This window comes from Clostridium homopropionicum DSM 5847, from assembly GCF_001263795.1.
GTDB classification, from domain to species: Bacteria; Bacillota; Clostridia; order Clostridiales; family Clostridiaceae; genus Clostridium_H; species Clostridium_H homopropionicum.
Genome location: NZ_LHUR01000029.1, coordinates 12,863 through 30,510 on the forward strand (window position 1 = coordinate 12,863; position 17,648 = coordinate 30,510).

At 32.7% G+C, this 17,648-nt stretch carries 18 protein-coding genes; 1 reads left to right on the top strand and 17 read right to left on the bottom strand.

Features of this window, described 5'->3' with window-relative positions; genetic code table 11:
- Positions 1 to 158 precede the first annotated feature (158 nt).
- Positions 159 to 1,871, bottom strand: a complete 1,713-nt coding sequence (locus CLHOM_RS12495) for a methyl-accepting chemotaxis protein (RefSeq protein WP_052222037.1) — start codon at positions 1,869 to 1,871, stop codon at positions 159 to 161.
- 338 nt (positions 1,872 to 2,209) lie between these two features.
- Between CLHOM_RS12495 and CLHOM_RS12500 the strand changes: the two genes are divergently transcribed.
- On the top strand, positions 2,210 to 2,809 hold the full coding sequence (locus CLHOM_RS12500; RefSeq protein WP_052222038.1) for a tyrosine-type recombinase/integrase: 600 nt from the start codon (positions 2,210 to 2,212) through the stop codon (positions 2,807 to 2,809).
- A gap of 123 nt (positions 2,810 to 2,932) precedes the next feature.
- Here the strand turns inward: CLHOM_RS12500 and CLHOM_RS12505 are convergent, their stop codons facing one another.
- The 16 genes from CLHOM_RS12505 to acpP all read right to left on the bottom strand — a co-directional run bounded on the left by CLHOM_RS12505 (position 2,933) and on the right by acpP (position 17,632).
- On the bottom strand, positions 2,933 to 3,214 hold the full coding sequence (locus CLHOM_RS12505; RefSeq protein ID WP_052222039.1) for a YciI family protein: 282 nt from the start codon (positions 3,212 to 3,214) through the stop codon (positions 2,933 to 2,935).
- A gap of 138 nt (positions 3,215 to 3,352) precedes the next feature.
- Positions 3,353 to 5,716 (bottom strand): ATP-dependent DNA helicase, encoded by a 2,364-nt coding sequence (locus tag CLHOM_RS12510; protein WP_052222040.1) that lies wholly within the window; start codon positions 5,714 to 5,716, stop codon positions 3,353 to 3,355.
- Between the two features lie 156 nt (positions 5,717 to 5,872).
- Positions 5,873 to 6,493 (bottom strand): amidase domain-containing protein, encoded by a 621-nt coding sequence (locus CLHOM_RS12515; RefSeq protein ID WP_052222041.1) that lies wholly within the window; start codon positions 6,491 to 6,493, stop codon positions 5,873 to 5,875.
- A 149-nt stretch (positions 6,494 to 6,642) separates the two neighbouring features.
- The gene (locus CLHOM_RS12520) at positions 6,643 to 7,365 is read right to left on the bottom strand and encodes an amino acid ABC transporter ATP-binding protein (protein ID WP_052222042.1); all 723 of its coding nucleotides are present in this window, start codon (positions 7,363 to 7,365) and stop codon (positions 6,643 to 6,645) included.
- Entirely contained in the window at positions 7,358 to 8,056 is a 699-nt protein-coding gene (locus tag CLHOM_RS12525; protein WP_082204428.1) for an amino acid ABC transporter permease, read from the bottom strand. The genes CLHOM_RS12520 and CLHOM_RS12525 overlap by 8 nt, the downstream gene beginning before the upstream one ends.
- A gap of 130 nt (positions 8,057 to 8,186) precedes the next feature.
- Positions 8,187 to 9,026 (bottom strand): ABC transporter substrate-binding protein, encoded by an 840-nt coding sequence (locus CLHOM_RS12530; RefSeq protein ID WP_052222044.1) that lies wholly within the window; start codon positions 9,024 to 9,026, stop codon positions 8,187 to 8,189.
- A gap of 128 nt (positions 9,027 to 9,154) precedes the next feature.
- On the bottom strand, positions 9,155 to 10,099 hold the full coding sequence (locus CLHOM_RS12535) for an acetyl-CoA carboxylase carboxyltransferase subunit alpha (RefSeq protein WP_052222045.1): 945 nt from the start codon (positions 10,097 to 10,099) through the stop codon (positions 9,155 to 9,157).
- Positions 10,100 to 10,157: 58 nt separating this feature from the next.
- Complete coding sequence (gene accD / locus CLHOM_RS12540) at positions 10,158 to 11,027, bottom strand: acetyl-CoA carboxylase, carboxyltransferase subunit beta (protein ID WP_052222046.1); 870 nt, start codon at positions 11,025 to 11,027, stop codon at positions 10,158 to 10,160.
- A 55-nt stretch (positions 11,028 to 11,082) separates the two neighbouring features.
- Complete coding sequence (locus CLHOM_RS12545) at positions 11,083 to 12,426, bottom strand: acetyl-CoA carboxylase biotin carboxylase subunit (protein WP_052222047.1); 1,344 nt, start codon at positions 12,424 to 12,426, stop codon at positions 11,083 to 11,085.
- 8 nt (positions 12,427 to 12,434) lie between these two features.
- Complete coding sequence (gene fabZ, locus CLHOM_RS12550; protein ID WP_052222048.1) at positions 12,435 to 12,863, bottom strand: 3-hydroxyacyl-ACP dehydratase FabZ; 429 nt, start codon at positions 12,861 to 12,863, stop codon at positions 12,435 to 12,437.
- A 14-nt stretch (positions 12,864 to 12,877) separates the two neighbouring features.
- Complete coding sequence (gene accB / locus CLHOM_RS12555) at positions 12,878 to 13,369, bottom strand: acetyl-CoA carboxylase biotin carboxyl carrier protein (protein ID WP_052222049.1); 492 nt, start codon at positions 13,367 to 13,369, stop codon at positions 12,878 to 12,880.
- Positions 13,370 to 13,373: 4 nt separating this feature from the next.
- Positions 13,374 to 14,615 (bottom strand): beta-ketoacyl-ACP synthase II, encoded by a 1,242-nt coding sequence (gene fabF / locus CLHOM_RS12560; protein ID WP_052222050.1) that lies wholly within the window; start codon positions 14,613 to 14,615, stop codon positions 13,374 to 13,376.
- 15 nt (positions 14,616 to 14,630) lie between these two features.
- Positions 14,631 to 15,383 carry a 3-oxoacyl-[acyl-carrier-protein] reductase gene (gene fabG / locus CLHOM_RS12565; protein ID WP_052222051.1) on the bottom strand — a complete coding sequence of 251 codons (753 nt, stop codon included), beginning with the start codon at positions 15,381 to 15,383 and terminating at the stop codon, positions 14,631 to 14,633.
- Positions 15,384 to 15,416: 33 nt separating this feature from the next.
- Entirely contained in the window at positions 15,417 to 16,355 is a 939-nt protein-coding gene (fabD, locus tag CLHOM_RS12570; protein WP_052222052.1) for an ACP S-malonyltransferase, read from the bottom strand.
- Between the two features lie 35 nt (positions 16,356 to 16,390).
- Complete coding sequence (gene fabK, locus CLHOM_RS12575) at positions 16,391 to 17,338, bottom strand: enoyl-[acyl-carrier-protein] reductase FabK (protein ID WP_052222053.1); 948 nt, start codon at positions 17,336 to 17,338, stop codon at positions 16,391 to 16,393.
- Between the two features lie 63 nt (positions 17,339 to 17,401).
- The gene (gene acpP, locus CLHOM_RS12580) at positions 17,402 to 17,632 is read right to left on the bottom strand and encodes an acyl carrier protein (RefSeq protein WP_052222054.1); all 231 of its coding nucleotides are present in this window, start codon (positions 17,630 to 17,632) and stop codon (positions 17,402 to 17,404) included.
- Positions 17,633 to 17,648: the final 16 nt, after the last annotated feature.

Below are 17,648 nucleotides of genomic sequence, written 5' to 3' on the forward strand. Positions count from 1 at the left end.
TCCCTATAAGTTAATTTTATGATATATGTAAGGTGCCTGCCACCTGAGAAAGGAGAATTAAAACCTTTTATGACATAAAACCTCCAAAACCTCCGGTGGCAGGCACCGGAGGTTTTGGAGGTTCCTTTATGTAGATATAAAGATGTGATACATATATACTATATTTTAAATTTTTGAACGAGTTCATTAAGCTTTTCTGCCAGCTGTGCTTGTGTTTGTGCTGTTTGCGCAATTTGCTCCATGCCTCCTGTTGCTTCGTTTATGTTGCATAGAATACTCATTGTACCTTCTGAAGATGTTTGTGCTGAAGTGGACATATTTTGAACAGCTAAGTTTACTTGATTTACTGTTGCAGAAAGTTCTTCTGATATAGAAGCTAAATCCTCAGACATTTTGCTTACATAGTCTGCATCATTATATAATTCCGTTCCACTTGCTACGAAGTGTGTAAATTCCGGAGTAACTTGTTCATTCATAAATTTTAATATCTCATTACTATTCTCTGATAATCCGTTAAATGCATCCTGAACTTTAGTAATAGTAACTTGTATACTTGAAACTGCCTGTGAAGATTGTTCCGCTAGCTTTCGCACTTCTTCAGCAACAACAGCAAAGCCCTTCCCCTGCTCTCCAGCTCTAGCGGCCTCAATTGCTGCATTTAAGGCAAGTAGATTTGTTTGTTCTGCTATACTTGATATAGTAGCTGCCATTACCTTAATTTGTTCAACTACTTTACCATCTTCTATAGCCTTTAAAATCATAGCTTCTTTTTGATTGTATACGGATAGTATAGATTCTTCTTGTTTCTTACCATTTTCCTTTACTTTTAAAGCTCGTTCCTTAAACTTACCAGCATTTTCACTTCCATCTAAGGCTCTTTGTGACATTTCTGTTATGCTTGAATTTACCTCTTCAACAGAAGCAGTGATTTCTTCCGCTGAAGCACTAACCTCCTGTGAACCTGCAGCAATTTCTTTTGTTGATTTATCTATAGTATCAAGTTTTGCATTCATTTCCTCCACGGTTGCAAATAACTCTTCTGAGGAAGCACTTAAATTTTGGGAATTATTCATTATTTCTTTTACTAGTCCTTTAACATTATCCTGAGCTAAATTTAATGAAGTACAGGTTTCTGCAAATTCGTCCTTCCATGGAAGTGTAATGGCTTTATCAAAGTCATACTCAGACAGCTTTTTAGAAAATCCTTGGATAATTTTTAATGCCACTGATATATGTTTTGTCATAACTATACCCAAAAGCACTGCGATGACAATACCGCCTATAATAAATCCAATCACAGTATTACTTGACTTTTTATAAATTAAATTATTATCCTCGTTAGCTTCTTTTGCAGCATTGACATTTAAAGATATTAATTCACCTATTCGTTTTTCAACCTCCTCTCTGGTACTGGTTACAGAAGATACATAGTTTATAGCTTCATCTACTTTATTTTCTCTAATTAATTTTATTAAAGTATATTGTTGCTCTTTGTATTTTGTTATGATATCAGTAAAATCTTTAAAGATTTTTTGCTCTTCATCACTGAATTTTGTTTTAGAATATAATTCAATATCACTTTCATAGTTTTTTATGTATTTTTCAAGATTTTTTGAGATTTCTTCTCTATTAGAATTTTTATTATACAAAACATTTAGAGTATCTCCCCTAAATCTCAGTAGTTCCTTATTAATATCATTTAATAAATTACTTGCTGTTAAATGGTTGCTGTACATCTCATTTCCATTGACATTAATTTTTTTTAGTGTAATCATACTGATAAGACCTACTACCCCAATAAAGATTGCTACAATCAAAAAAGACACCAGCAGTTTAGTTCCAACTTTAAATTTGCCTAGAAAATTCATCATTTCTATATCCCCCTTCATATATGTAAATAATTTTGTGATTACTGTTAGAAAATTTAATAAAATTCAATGTGTTTTTTTGGATAATAATCAATTTTTACGACATATTAGTACAAAATAAATATTTTGTATAACTTTCCTTTAATTACTTACATGATTTTCTATTATTTGTTACAAATTATGTTACGGCCACTATTATAATAAAGATATAATTCTAATTTTCTTCAAGTTATACTATAATTATACAGAAAATCATTTTTTTTATGTACTTAACAAGTATTTGTGCTATAATAAACTTGTACAAAATATTTATTTTGTACAGCTTTTGGAAAGGAGAATATATGGCAAGAAAGAATCAAGAGACAATAAAGTACTTAACACAAAATGAAATGAGGAATCTGTTCACTGTTATAGAGAATTCTAATAGTATTCATTCAGTAAGGGATTTAGCAATATTTAGAGTTGCATATCGATGTGGATTTAGGGCATCTGAAATTGCATTAATTAAATTAGAAAATTATAATAGGGAAAAAAGAGAGCTCTTTTGCCAAAGGCTTAAAGGAAGTAAGAGTAATACAATAAGACTGGATGAAAAAACTAATGCAGCTTTGCTAAAGTACATCGAAAAATATCAAGTTACTAATAATTATGAAGCATTATTTAAGAGTCAAGAAAAAAACCCTATTTCAAGACAAACTCTGGACTTTTTAATGAAAAAATATTGCAGACAAGCGTACATAGAAGATAAGACAAAACACCATTTTCATACAATTAAGCATACAACAGCAGTTCATTTAGCTGAGTCTGATATGGATATAAAAGAACTTCAGTGGTGGCTTGGACATAAATCTGTTTCAAATACAGAAATATATTTTCAATTTACTACAAGGCAGCAAGAAAAAATGTATCAGAAATTGGAAATCAAAAGTGAAATGGTTTAATATATTATTCATTATAATATGACATTTGAAAAGCGCAGCTTAGTAGGCAGAAAGCCTACTAAGCTGCACTTTATATATGTAATATTCTAGCTAAACTTTTTCTAGTAAATTTTCAATCCATTATTACGCAATTTTAATGTTACTGTCTAATATTATTAATTCATAGCTATATATTTTATTTTTAATAAATATATTGTTATTGGCAATTTCTCTCGCTTCTTTTAAATCTCTTGCTTTAAATACTATGGATCCTCCATTTTTATTAAAGTATCCGCCGCCAATTAAATACTTATCAGTACCATTTAAGTTTGCTCTCTTTATGTGAGCTCCTGTACATTTTCCTTCTGTCCCTTTGCCTTCGATAGAATAATTTACTTTTACGAAAAAGTTAGCTCCTATTTTCATGAAAATACCTCCATTAACCAAAATATACCGTAAAATGCTATACTTTGATTATATAGAACATATGTTCGATTGTCAACAGTTTTTGACTTATTATTTTAATTATCTTTTTATTATGTTAATAATCTACAATATTCTCACTTATTTACTAGTATTCTCCCAAAATTCCTTAACCGCTCCACTCAACTCATTGCTATTCTTACATATTCTTGGATTACTCCACTCCTTTGGAAATAAACTATAATAATTTCTATGCAAGAACCTTTCATCAATGAGTAATACTATCCCTCTATCCTCTTCTCTTCTTATAACTCTTCCGGCAGCTTGCATTACCTTATTCATCCCAGGATACATATAGGCGTATTCAAAGCCTTGATTGTTTTTTTTCTTAAAATAATCATTAATTATATTTCTTTCTAAACATATTTGAGGCAGTCCAACTCCCACAATTATTGTCCCTATTAATCTGTCTCCTACTAAATCAATTCCTTCTGAAAAAAGTCCTCCCATAACTGCAAATCCAACTAAGCTCTCTGTATTACCTTCTCTAAAATTCTCTAAAAAGCTTTCCCTTTCTTCTTCATTCATAGAAATTTCCTGATATATAGTTTTAATATCTAGATTTTTTTCAGAAAATCTGTCATGAACTTCTCTCATATATTTATGGGATGGAAAGAAAACTAGATAATTGCCTATTTTAGCTTTAACAACTGTATTCAAGTCTTTAAGTATTTTATCATAAGTAAATTCTCTCATTTTATAGGTAGTGGATATATTAGAGTCAATTGTTAAGCATAAATTATCTCTGCTAAAGGGTGAATTTAATCTTAGCTTATAGCTTTCAGAATCTCCACCTAGTATGTCTATAAAATAATCCATAGGCATCAGCGTAGCAGAGAAAAACACCGTTGACTTACCTCTTTTAGATGCTTCCTTTAATAAATGAGAAGGATCAAGACAAAACAATTTAAGCTTCAAATTATTATTTTGTTTTTCCCCATAAGTGACAAAACTTTCATCGTAATATTCATTGGTTCTTATAAAAGCTAATGCTTTAAAATAAAAATCTAAAAGCTTCTCTTTAAATTCATTATTTTTATCTTTATTTTCTAATAACCATTTTTCAGCTTTTGGCATCAGCTCCATTAGTAAATATATTATTTCCATAGGAGCATCCTCTTCTATATGCTCATTATCCTTTACCTCACAAAGCTTCCGTATTTCAATCATATGTGAATTTAATTTATTTAAGGTTTTAGAAATATCCTTTGAATAGTTCATGCTAAGCTTTTTTAAATTAAGCATTTCTTCTTTATTTATTTCTGCCGAAAACATTTCTCTTGCTCTATCTACCAAATTATGTGCTTCATCTATTAAGAATGTAAAATCTGTTGTTCCCTCTAAAAAGAACCTTTTTAGATATACTCTAGGGTCAAATACATAATTATAATCACAAATAATGCAATCTGAAAAAAGAGATAACTCCAGTGAAAATTCAAAAGGACAAATCTCATATTTTTTCCCGTATTCCTCTAAAACCTCACGCGAAAAGTTTTCTTCATTTAGATATATATCTTTTATTGCTTCATTAATTCTATCAAAATACCCCTTTGCAAAGGGACATTCCTCAGAGTTGCATGCTGCATCTGGTTTAAAGCATATTTTGTCCTTTGCTGTAATTGTTAGGCTCTTAATTTTTAGTCCTTTTTCTCTAAGATTATTTATAGCTTTCTCTCCAGCTGTTCTTGTTATAGTTTTTGCGGTTAAATAAAATATTTTTGATGTATACCCTTCTCCCATTGCTTTTAAACTTGGAAATAAAGTGGCTATGGTTTTCCCTATACCTGTTGGCGCCTGTATAAATATCTTTTTACCTTCATTTATGGTCTTATACACTGATACTGCCAGCTTTCTTTGACCTTCTCTATAATTTTCAAAGGGAAACTCTAAACTTTTTATTGAATCATCCCTATAATTCTCCCACATACTTAGAGTTTTTGCCCACTCTATATAGCTATTTACTATTTGAAGGAAAAATTCTTCTAGCTCCTTGAAACTGAAAGCTTTAATAAATCTTTTAATGTCTTTAGTATCTATTTGATAGTAGGTAAGCTGAACATATATATTTTCTAAAGCCTTTTCCTTAGCGTATATAAATGCATAAGTTTTTGCCTGAGCCCAATGTATCAAATTATAATCTTCATTTATAAACTCTATTGGCGCTGTAGTAGTCTTAATTTCATCTATTGTAATTATTCCATCATTATCAATTATTCCATCTGCACGTCCGCTTATTTCTAGTGATATGTCTTCTTTTTCAAATGTATATGAAAGGGACACTTCAGCTGTATATTCCTTTGGAGCAGCTTTCTGTATTTTCTGATGTGCTTTTATAGCATCTGTATTTCTTGAACTGCCTGTAAACGTAGAATTCAAATCTCCAGATCGAAGTATAAATTCTACAAGATTTCTAACAGAAATTTTTATTGTGTTCCTATTGCTCATAGCTTAGTCCTTCCTTTTATTCTTCGTTACAAACTATAATAACTTACTTATATATTACATTATAAAGTAAGTTGTATTAAAATTAATACCCTAAGTTTTGTTTCTAAAAACTTAGGGTATCATACATAATTTCAAATGATTACTAATCATTAAAACCTAATCATCTTTTATCCTATAAATATACACTTGCCTTACTGTTTTATCAAAAAACTTATTTAAATAAGTAAATAAAGAGACGTATAATCTATTTTCAGTGTGTTGCGCCATATATAAATCGTATTTGCTTATCTTATAATTGAAACCCTTATCATGAATTACCTGAGTATGGTATGGATAGTTATTGTTATCAGGATTCCCGTACTGAATAACGTCTCCCTCCTTTAATATAGTATACAATCTATCAAAGTTATTCACTGCTTCTTGGACAGTTATTGCAATAGAAACAGCAGCTCTGTTGTGTCCAATTCCACCTTCATTCGCCCAATGTCTCCTAAAATACCTAGCAGCTCTCCAGCTTATAGCTATATTAGTTAAGCTATTAGTATCCTTTGTTCTGCAAAACCATGATTCCACCTTATCCCACCTTATGCCAGTCTCCTTCATACCTCCAGCTCTTAATACCTGAGATATGAAATTTGCACAATCATCCTGTTCAAAATATGGGTATTCCTTTATATTTGGAAATAAAGCATACTTTTCAGCATATTCTTTTGCACGCATTCTATCATAGTCATAGTTCATGCCCGTAACAAAGCTTCCATTATTATATTCTCTCATAGATAATCCTTTAATATAATTGATACTAATATATAATACTTGCTCTTCTATATTTTTATTACAAAAAAATCGCTAATCCCTAGTTACTAATCTCTATATGTCTTTATATTATATAGAAATTAGTGACTAGGGACTGGTTACTATAAATTTTACAACACTTTACTTAAGAAATCTTTAGTTCTCTCCATTTTAGGGTTACCGAATACTTCCTCTGGTGTTCCCTCTTCTAAAATTATTCCTTGGTCCATAAGGAATACTCTATCCCCTACTTCTCTTGCAAATCCCATTTCATGAGTTACAACAACCATGGTCATGCCTTCCTTTGCCAATTCCTTCATAACCTCTAGAACTTCCCCAACCATTTCTGGATCTAAAGCTGAGGTAGGTTCATCAAATAACATAACATCTGGAGACATAGCAAGAGCTCTTGCAATAGCTATCCTTTGTTTTTGGCCTCCTGAAAGCTGTTTTGGATAGGCATTTGCCTTATCCTTAAGTCCAACTCTTTCTAAAAGTCTAAATGCAATTTCTTCTGCCTTTTCTTTAGGAATATTTTTAACCTTTATTGGTGCTAAAGTAATATTATCTAGTACACTTAAATGAGGGAAAAGATTAAATTGCTGAAAAACCATTCCCATCTTTTCTCTTTGTTTATTTATATCATTCTCCTTAGAAGTGATAGATTGTCCTTCAAATATTATTTCTCCCTTTGTCGGCTCTTCTAAAAGGTTAAGGCATCTTAGGAAGGTACTCTTTCCTGAACCTGAAGGTCCTATGATAACAACAACTTCTCCCTTTTTAATATGAGTATTTACTCCTTTTAATACTTCTACATTTCCAAAGCTTTTGTGTAAATCGTTAACCTTAATCACTAACCTTCATCCTCCTTTCAACTACCCCTAATAATTTAGATAAGGAAAATGTTAATACAAAGTATATTGCCGCTGCTGTAATTAGCGGTGTAAATATTTTATAAGTTGTTCCTTGAACTACACTTGCACTAAACATAAGCTCTCTTATTCCTACTACTGATACTATTGCTGATTCCTTAATTACTGTAATAAATTCATTACCTAAAGCAGGTAGAATATTTTTGATAGCTTGAGGTATAATTACAAATCTCATAGACATTTTATGAGTAAGTCCTAATGATCTTGCTGCCTCCATTTGACCTTTATCAATGGACTCAATACCACCTCTAATAATTTCAGCTATGTATGCTGTACTATTAATAGTCATTGCAATGACAATAGATACAAAACTCACTAAATCATTCCCAAAAACCTGTATCTGAGGCATGGTATATCCAGAATTTTGGATTAATTGAGCTACTCCATAATAAAGAATGAATACTTGTACAATTAAAGGGGTTCCCCTTACAATTTCAATATATACAGATGCAATCCTTTTTAATACTTTGCTTTTGGATAATTTCATTAACGCAAATAGGGTACCAGTTACAGAACCTAATAAAACTGTAAAGAAGGATAAGGCAATGGTAATTCCCGTTCCCTCAAAAAAATACCCTAGATAGGTAGATAAAAACTCTGATATTCCCAACACAAATTCCTCCTTGTATAGAAATATATTCTTACTATATTAAAACTCAATAAAAGATAATGGTAAATACCATTATCTTTTATAATAAAGCTTATTAAATTTAAATCAATAGAAATTTACAATAATATTAATTTTATTGAATTAATGAAGTTGCATCTATTACAAATTTATCGATTTTTCCTTCTGATAATAATCTATCTATTGTCTTATCGATGGCAGCAACTAAATCTTGTTGTCCTTTTTGAACTCCAATTGCTGATCCTCCATCTTCTTCTCCTACTTTAATATCTGATATTGCTAAATCAGCGTTCTTATCTACATGTCCTTTAGCTACTGGATATTCCATTATTATTGCATCAACTTTGTTAGTCTTTAATGACATAACTAATTCTGGAATCTTTGCTAGTGATGTAACTTTAGCATCTTTAACTTGCTCTTTAGCTATTCCTTCTTGAATTGAAGTAGATTGAGCTCCAACTCTTTTTCCTGTTAAGCTGTCTACTGTTTTGTATTTATCCTTATCTGCAGCTCTTACAACAACGCTTTGTACTGCTCTATAATATATCTTTGAAAAATCTACTTCTTTCTTTCTTTCATCTGTTGGAGTCATTCCTGATATTACCATATCAACTTGACCTGTTTTTAATGCAGGAAGAAGTCCTTTAAAGTCCATATTCTTAATTTCAAGAGTTACTCCTAAATCTTTAGCTATTTCTTTAGCAATTTCAATATCAAATCCAACAATTTCACTTTTTCCATCTTTAATCAATACAAACTCATAAGGTGCATAATCAGCAGAAGTTCCTAAAACTAACTTTCCTGCTTTCTTTATTGCATCAATTTTAGCTGACTCTACTTTTTTTGTTTCATCTGTTTTTCCAGTTTCAGTCTTCTTTCCGCAGCCTACAAATGCAGCAGTTAAAAGCATTATAAATGCTAATAATATAGCACTGGTCTTTCTTATTTTTTTCATTTTTATTCCCCCTAGTATTATCTTCCGCATCATTATACATCACCGTTTATATTTATTCAAGCACTTTGTATAAATTATTTCTTCAGTAAAAATGCGAAAAAGTGGAATATATTTCCCAAAGTAAATAGTTATTCTAAAAAGCTTCCTATTGCCCTATATTTATTATATCTCTTGTCTAAGGTTTCCTCTATATTATCACTTAAGCTTTTAAAAGGAACCTTAAGCAGTTCATTTTTTATAGTTTTTGCCATTTGGTCTACATCCTTATGTGCTCCACCTTTTGGCTCTTCTATAATTTTATCTATTATATTATACCCTTTTATATCTTGGGCTGTTATTTTCATAATAGCTGCGGCTTCCTTTACTTTTGAGGAATCCTTCCATAGAATACTTGCAAAGCCTTCTGGAGATAAAACAGAATATACTGCATGCTCTAGCATCCATATTTCATCTGCAACAGATAGTGCTAAAGCTCCACCACTACCACCTTCTCCTATTACAATTGATATAATAGGAGTCTTTAAGATAGACATTTCCATTAGGTTTCTTGCAACAGCTTCTCCTTGACCTCTTTCTTCTGCATCCATTCCAGGATAAGCTCCTGGTGTGTCAACAAAGCATATTACAGGCCTCTTAAACTTTTCAGCCTGCTTCATTAATCTTAATGATTTTCTATACCCCTCTGGTCTTGGCATTGCAAAGTTTCTTTTTATGTTTTCATTCATATTTGTACCTTTTTGTTGTGCTATTATGGTTACTGGCATACTATTTAGCTTTCCAATTCCCCCAACAATGGCAGAATCATCTTTATAATATCTGTCTCCATGAAATTCTATAAAGGAATCAAATACTCTTTCAATATAATCAAGAGCTGTAGGTCGTTCTAACATTCTTGATAGGGTCAGTTTATCCATAGGAGATAAATTACTATACACGCTTTCCTTAAGCTTTTTAAGTTTATCTTCTAATCTAGTAATTTCAAGAGATAGATCTACTTCTTTTGTGTTAGAAAATTGCTTTAACTCTTCGATTCTATTACTAAGTTCATTTATTTTCTTTTCACTTTCCAGCATCCTAGGGTCCTCCTTTCTAAAGGCGACAGAAGTTATTTTCTAAACTTATAACAAAATATTAATGCATTTCTAATATTTTATATAATACCTTTTTTAACTCTAAACGATGAACTATTTTATCTAAAAAACCATGGTCTAATAAGAATTCAGCACTTTGGAATCCTTCTGGAAGCTTTTGCCTTATAGTTTGTTCTATAACTCTCTTACCGGCAAAACCTATTAAGGCACCTGGTTCTGATAATATTACATCACCTAACATAGCAAAGCTAGCAGTAACTCCTCCTGTTGTAGGATCTGTAAGAACGCTAATATACGGAAGTCCCTTTTCCCCATGTCTTGCAACAGCTGCACTGGTTTTAGCCATTTGCATTAGCGAAAACATTCCTTCTTGCATTCTAGCCCCTCCGGAAGCAGTAAACAAAATTACAGGAAGTTTATCCTTTGTTGCTCTTTCTATTGCTCTTGTTATCTTTTCTCCTACTACGGAACCCATGCTGCCCATCATGAAATTACTATCCATAACTCCCATTACTACATCTTTTCCAAATATCTTGCCATAACCAGTTACTACTGCCTCATCCATTTGCAGATCTTCTTTAAAACTATCTACCTTATCCTTATACCCATTAAAATCTAAAGGATTTAAAGTAATCATACCTTTATCAAGTTCTCTAAAGGTACCAGTATCTAATATATACTCTATTCTTTCTCTTGCATTCATCCTATAATGCTTTCCGCAAGAAGGACAAACTTTTGAATTTTCCTCTAAGTCTTTCTTATATATTGTTTTACCACAGCCATCACATTTAATCCACATACCATTAGGTATGTTAGGGACAGCATTGTTTTCATCTTTTGTATTTGTAATCTTATTATTTTTTAATGTTATATATTTAGTTTTTCTTCCTAAAGGATTAAATTTAAACAACAATACTTCACCTGCCTTAAACAGCAATAAATGCTGTTTTGGAATAACTTAAAACCTAATAATTAAATTCTTTAGCAATAAATCCTGTATTATAATCCCCTTTTTCGAATATTGGATTATATAATATTTCTAGCTGAAACTCTATATTGGTATCTATACCTTCAATTAAGAACTCTTCAAGTGATCTTCTCATTTTAGCGATAGCTTCTTTTCTGTCCCTTCCATGAACTATAAGTTTTGCTACCATAGAATCATAAGTTGGAGGAAGTATATATCCATCATAGATTCCACTATCAATTCTTACTCCATTTCCACCTGGCATATGCTCAATATTTATTTTGCCTGGGGATGGCCTAAAGCCCATTTTAGGATTTTCTGCATTAATTCTACATTCTATAGCATGACCATTTATTTTTATGTCTTCCTGCTTTAAGGAAAGTTTTTCACCTGCAGCTATATTTATTTGCTCTTTAATAAGATCTATCCCTGTAATCATTTCTGTTATAGGATGTTCTACCTGTATTCTTGTATTCATCTCCATAAAATAAAAATTATTATCATTATCTAATAAGAACTCAATGGTTCCTGCACTTTTATAGTTAACTGCCTTTGCAGCCCTAATAGCTACACTACCCATTTTTTCTCTTAGCTCTTGCGACATTACAGGGCAAGGTGTTTCTTCTAAAACTTTTTGATTTCTTCTTTGAATTGAACAATCTCTCTCCATCAAGTGAATTATATTACCATAGGAGTCTCCAAGAATTTGAAATTCTACATGTCTTGGATTTTCAATAAACTTCTCCATATACATGGTGTCATCTCCAAAGGATATTCTTGCTTCCCCTTTAGCTGAATCAAAAACCTTTTTAAGTTCTTCTTCATTTCTTATAATCCTTATTCCTCTTCCTCCGCCACCGCTAGAAGCTTTGATCATTACAGGATATCCAATTTCTTTTGCAGCCAGCACAGCTTCTTCTAAAGTATCTATGCTTCCCTCAGTCCCTGGTATTACAGGAACTCCTGAGCTCATCATGATTTCTCTAGCCTTTGACTTATTACCCATATTCTCTATAGCTGCAACACTTGGACCTATAAAAACAATATTACAATCCTTGCACATTTGTGCGAACTTGCTATTTTCTGATAAAAATCCAAATCCTGGATGAATGGCTTGTGCTCCACTTAATACTGTAGCACTCAATATATTCTCCATATTTAGATAACTATCTTGAGGCTTTGCAGGTCCAACACAAATAGCTTCATCAGCCATGTTCACATGTAGTGCATTTTTATCTATTTCAGAATAAATTGCAACTGTGTGTATTCCCATTTCCCTACAAGCTCTAATTATTCTAACAGCTATTTCTCCTCTGTTAGCAATTAAAATTTTATTAAACACATTTACACCTACTTCCCTACAGCAAACATTAACTCAGCCTCAACTGCCTTTTCACCGTTTACAGTAGCTATTCCTTTGCCAATTCCAGCAGGCCCCTTCATTTTGATTATTTCAACCTCTAATTTAAGTACATCCCCTGGAACAACTTTACGTCTAATCTTAGCCTTGTTTATTCCTCCAAAGTAAGCAATTTTTCCCTTGTAATCTTCCATGCTAAGAAGAGCTATAGCTCCTACCTGTGCCAGTGCTTCTATAACTAGGACACCTGGCATAACTGGCTCTTCTGGAAAATGTCCTACAAAGAAATACTCATTCATAGTAACATTTTTATAGCCTACTGCCCTTTTTCCTACCTCTAGCTCTTCAACCTTATCAACAAGTAAGAAAGGATATCTATGAGGTATAATCTCTTGAATTTCCTTAATTCCTAGTGCCATACATTTTCCCTCCTCTATAGCTTAGCTACTTTAAATAGTGGTTGACCGTACTCTACCATTTGCTCATTTTCTACTAATATATCTAGTATTTCAAAGTTATCTTCTGCCTCTATCTCATTCATAAGCTTCATAGCTTCAATGATACATATTGTGTCACCTTTATTAACTCTTTTACCTACCTTTACAAAAGGCTCTTCCTTTGGTGATGAAGAAGCATAAAAAGTTCCTACTATAGGTGATTTAATAGTCAATGCAGTTCCATCTGTTTTTACATTATCAACTACTTCTACCTTTGTATCTACGCTTGCTTTTTCAAAGCTAACTTCTTTCATAACATCATTTGTGTTTACTGCAGTATCTATATTCTTTACAGGATTAGTGCTCTCGATTTGAACCTTTTCTACTTTGCCCATCTTTATTCTGATTCCTTCAGCTTCAATTTCAAAAGAAGTCAAATTAGAATCGCTTACTGTCTTAATAAGCTCCTGAATACTTTTATAATCCATCTTACTACCTCTCATCCCATTTCTTTAAAAGTATTGTTGAATTATGTCCTCCAAAACCTAGTGAATTAGACATAGCATATTTTACTTCCTGCTCTCTTCCCTTGTTTGGAACATAATCTAAATCACATTCTTCATCAGGTATCTTATATCCGATAGTTGCTGGCACAAAGCCTTCACTTGCTGATTTTGCACAAATAATAGCTTCAATAGCTCCCGCTGCTCCTAATAAATGTCCAGTCATAGATTTTGTAGAGCTTACTGGAATTTTATAAGCAGCTTCTCCAAAAACAGTCTTAATAGCAGCTGTTTCAAACTTATCATTATATGGAGTACTAGTTCCATGAGCATTAATATATGATACTTCAGAAGGTTCTATTCCTGCATCATTTATAGCTTGTTTCATAGCTCTAGCTCCACCTTCTCCATCTGGTGCAGGTGATGTCATATGATAAGCATCACAAGTAGCTCCATATCCTACAACCTCAGCGTATATCTTTGCATTTCTCTTTAAAGCATGTTCAAGAGATTCAAGAACTAATATTCCAGATCCTTCTCCCATAACAAAACCATCTCTATCCTTATCAAAAGGAATAGATGCTCTAGCTGGATCTTCACTTGTACTTAAAGCTGTAAGAGACATAAAGCCTGCTAATGATAAAGGGGTAATTGAAGCTTCAGCTCCTCCTGCAATAATTATATCTGAACTTCCACTTCTTATGTTGTGGAAAGCTTCTCCCACTGCATGAGTACCTGTAGCACAAGCAGTAGTTAAGGATAAACAAATTCCCTTTGCTCCAAATTTAATAGCCACGTTTCCTGCAGCCATATTGCTTATTATCATTGGAATAAAGAATGGAGTTATTCTATTTGGACCTTTTTCTAAAAGCTTAATATGTTGTTCTTCAATAGTGGCAATACCACCAATTCCTGAACCAACAATAACACCAAATCTTTCTTGATCTATAGCATTCAAATCAAGTCCTGAATCTTTTACTGCTTCTTCTGCAGCAACCATTGCAAATTGAGAAAACTTATCCATTCTTCTAGCTTCTCTTTTATCCATAAGTTTGTTTGCATCAAAATCTTTTACCTCAGCTGCAATTTTAACCTTATATTCACTTGCATCAAAAAGTGTTATTTTATCTATTCCACACTTACCTTCTTTTACGCTATTCCAAAAAGTATTTACATCATTTCCTATAGGAGTTACAGCTCCTATACCAGTTATAACTACTCTGTTTTTCATTTTTATTTACCTCCCCTAAATGTGCATGCCTCCATCAACACTAATAACTTGACCTGTTATATAGTTTGACATATCAGAAGCTAAAAATGCTACAGTATTGGCTATATCTACCGGTTCTCCTAATCTATTAAGTGGTATGCTAGCTTTAATATTCTCCTTAACCTTATCTCCAAGAACCTCTGTCATGTCTGTTTCTATAAAACCTGGTGCTACAGCATTTACTGTTATACCTCTGCTTGCTATCTCTTTAGCTACAGACTTTGTAATTCCAATTATTCCAGCCTTTGCTGCTGCATAGTTCACTTGACCTGCATTTCCAGACAATCCTACTACTGATGAAATATTGATTATCCTTCCACTCTTTTGCTTAATCATTATAGGCACTGTATGTCTTATGCAATTAAATGCTCCTTTAAGATTCACTTCTATAACCTTGTCAAAGTCTTCTTCCTTCATTCTCATAATAAGAGTATCCTTAGTTATTCCAGCATTATTAACAAGTATATCTATGGAACCTAGATTTTCCTTCGCTGCATCAACTATTTTTTTAGCTTCTTCAAAGCTGCTTACATCTCCTTGAACAACTACAGCCTTTACTCCTATTGCTTCTATTTCCTTAGCTACCTCTTGAACTGAATTTATATCACTTCTATAGTTTAACACTAAGTTGCATCCAAGTTCAGCTAGCTTCAAAGCAATTGCTCTTCCTATTCCTCTGCTAGCTCCTGTAACTATTGCATTTTTGCCTTTTAAATTAATTATATCCATCAAAATCCTCCTATAAACTGTTGACACTAAATACTAAGCTTCCTTTAAAGCTTCAACCACAGTATTTAAAGAGCTCATATCTTCTACGTTAAATATTTTCACATTCTTATCTATTTTTTTAATAAAGCCGCTCAAAGCCTTACCTGGCCCAATTTCAACAAATGTATTTATTCCATCTTTTATCATGTTTTCTATAATATCTTCCCATAAAACTGAGCTCATTACTTGCTTTCTTAATAATTCTTTTATAGCTTCTTTATTTTCTATATAGTTCCCAGTAACATTTGTTAATACTGGTACTTTCATATCATTAAGCTCAATGCTTTCAAGTTCCTTATAAAGTTTCTCTCCTGCTTCTTTTAGCATAGAAGTGTGGAAAGGAGCACTTACTGCTAAAAGCATTGTTCTTTTAGCTCCTAATTCCTTTGCCTTACTACAAGCAGCTTTAACAGCTTCTATTTCCCCGGCAATAACTATTTGTGAAGGACAATTATAGTTTGCCACCTCAACTATTCCAGTTTCTTTACCAAATTCACAGGCTTCCTTTACTTTTTCTCTATCTAAGCCCATAACTGCAGCCATAGTTCCTACTCCCTGTGGTACAGCCTCTTGCATAAATCTTCCTCTTTTTTTAACTAGCTGCACTGCATCTTTAAATGAAAATACTCCACTATACACTAAAGCTGAATATTCTCCAAGGCTAAGACCAGCTACAGCTTCCGCCTTGATTCCGTTTAATTCTAGTGCCTTTAAGGCTACAATACTTGTAGTCACAATTGCTGGTTGAGTATTCTCAGTCTTATCTAATTCTTCTTTACTACCTTCAAAGCATAACCCACTTATAGAGAAACCTAGAGCCTCATCTGCTTCTTTGAATATTTCTCTACAGTCTTCTATATTATCATAAAACTCCTTGCCCATTCCAACATATTGGGCTCCCTGTCCTGCAAATACAAATCCTATCTTATTCATTGTAACCCTCCAGCTTAGTTAATATAAAAAACTAATTAATCAAATAATTGAATTTTAGTGTTTTTCATTATACTATCAGCTTCACTAAACATTTCTTCTATTATTTCTTTACAGCTTTGCTCTTTTTTCACCAAGCCTGCTATTTGTCCTGCCATTACTGATCCCATTTCAACATCGCCGTCTACAACCGCTCTTGGAAGTGCTCCTTTTCCTAGTTCCTCAAACTTTTCAAGATCAACACCCTCTTTTTCAAGAATAGCATATTCTCTTGTAAGTTTATTTCTTAAAACTCTAACTGGATGTCCTGTAGGTCTTCCTGTAACCACTGTATCTATATCCTTAGCTCTAAGAACTCTATCCTTATAATTTTGGTGAACAGTACATTCATTAGCTACTAAAAATCTTGTTCCAACTTGAACTCCTGAAGCTCCTAGCATAAAGGCTGCTGCTACTCCTCTTCCATCTCCTACTCCTCCAGCTGCAATTACAGGTATATTTACCGCATCTACAACTTGTGGAATAAGAGTCATAGTTGTAAGCTCTCCTATATGACCTCCTGCTTCAGTTCCTTCTGCGATTATTGCATCCGCTCCGCTTCTTTCCATTCTCTTTGCTAGAGCAACAGAAGCAACTACTGGTATTACAGTAATTCCATGTGCTTTCCACATTTCCATGTACTTACCTGGGCTTCCTGCTCCTGTAGTAACTACTTTAACTCCTTCTTCACATACTAGCTTTGCTACTTCGTCAGCATTGCTGCTTAAAAGCATTATATTAACTCCAAAAGGTTTATCTGTTAGTTTTTTAGCTTTTCTTATTTCTTCTTTAATGTGTTCTACTGGGGCATTAGCTGCTGCAATAATTCCGAGTCCTCCAGCATTTGATACAGCTGCAGCTAGAGAGCTGTCAGCTATCCAAGCCATTCCCCCTTGAATGATGGGATATTTAATTCCTAATTTCTTGAATATAGAAATGTTACGCATATTACCCTCCCTATAAAATGAGACTGCCGGTATAAAAGCAGTCTCGTTTATTTAAATACCTTATTATTCAACCTTTGAACTTATGTAATCAACTAAGTTCCCGATAGTTTTAATTCCTTCTAAATCTTCATTAGATATTTCTAAATCAAATTCTTCTTCAAGTTCCATAGCTATTTCAAAAATATCTAGAGAATCAACACCTAAATCTTCTTGAAACTTAGAGTCTAATTGTACTTCTGCTTCATTGATTCCTAAGTGTTCTGCTATTACCTTTCTTACCTTTTCAAATATCATGATAAATCCTCCTAAA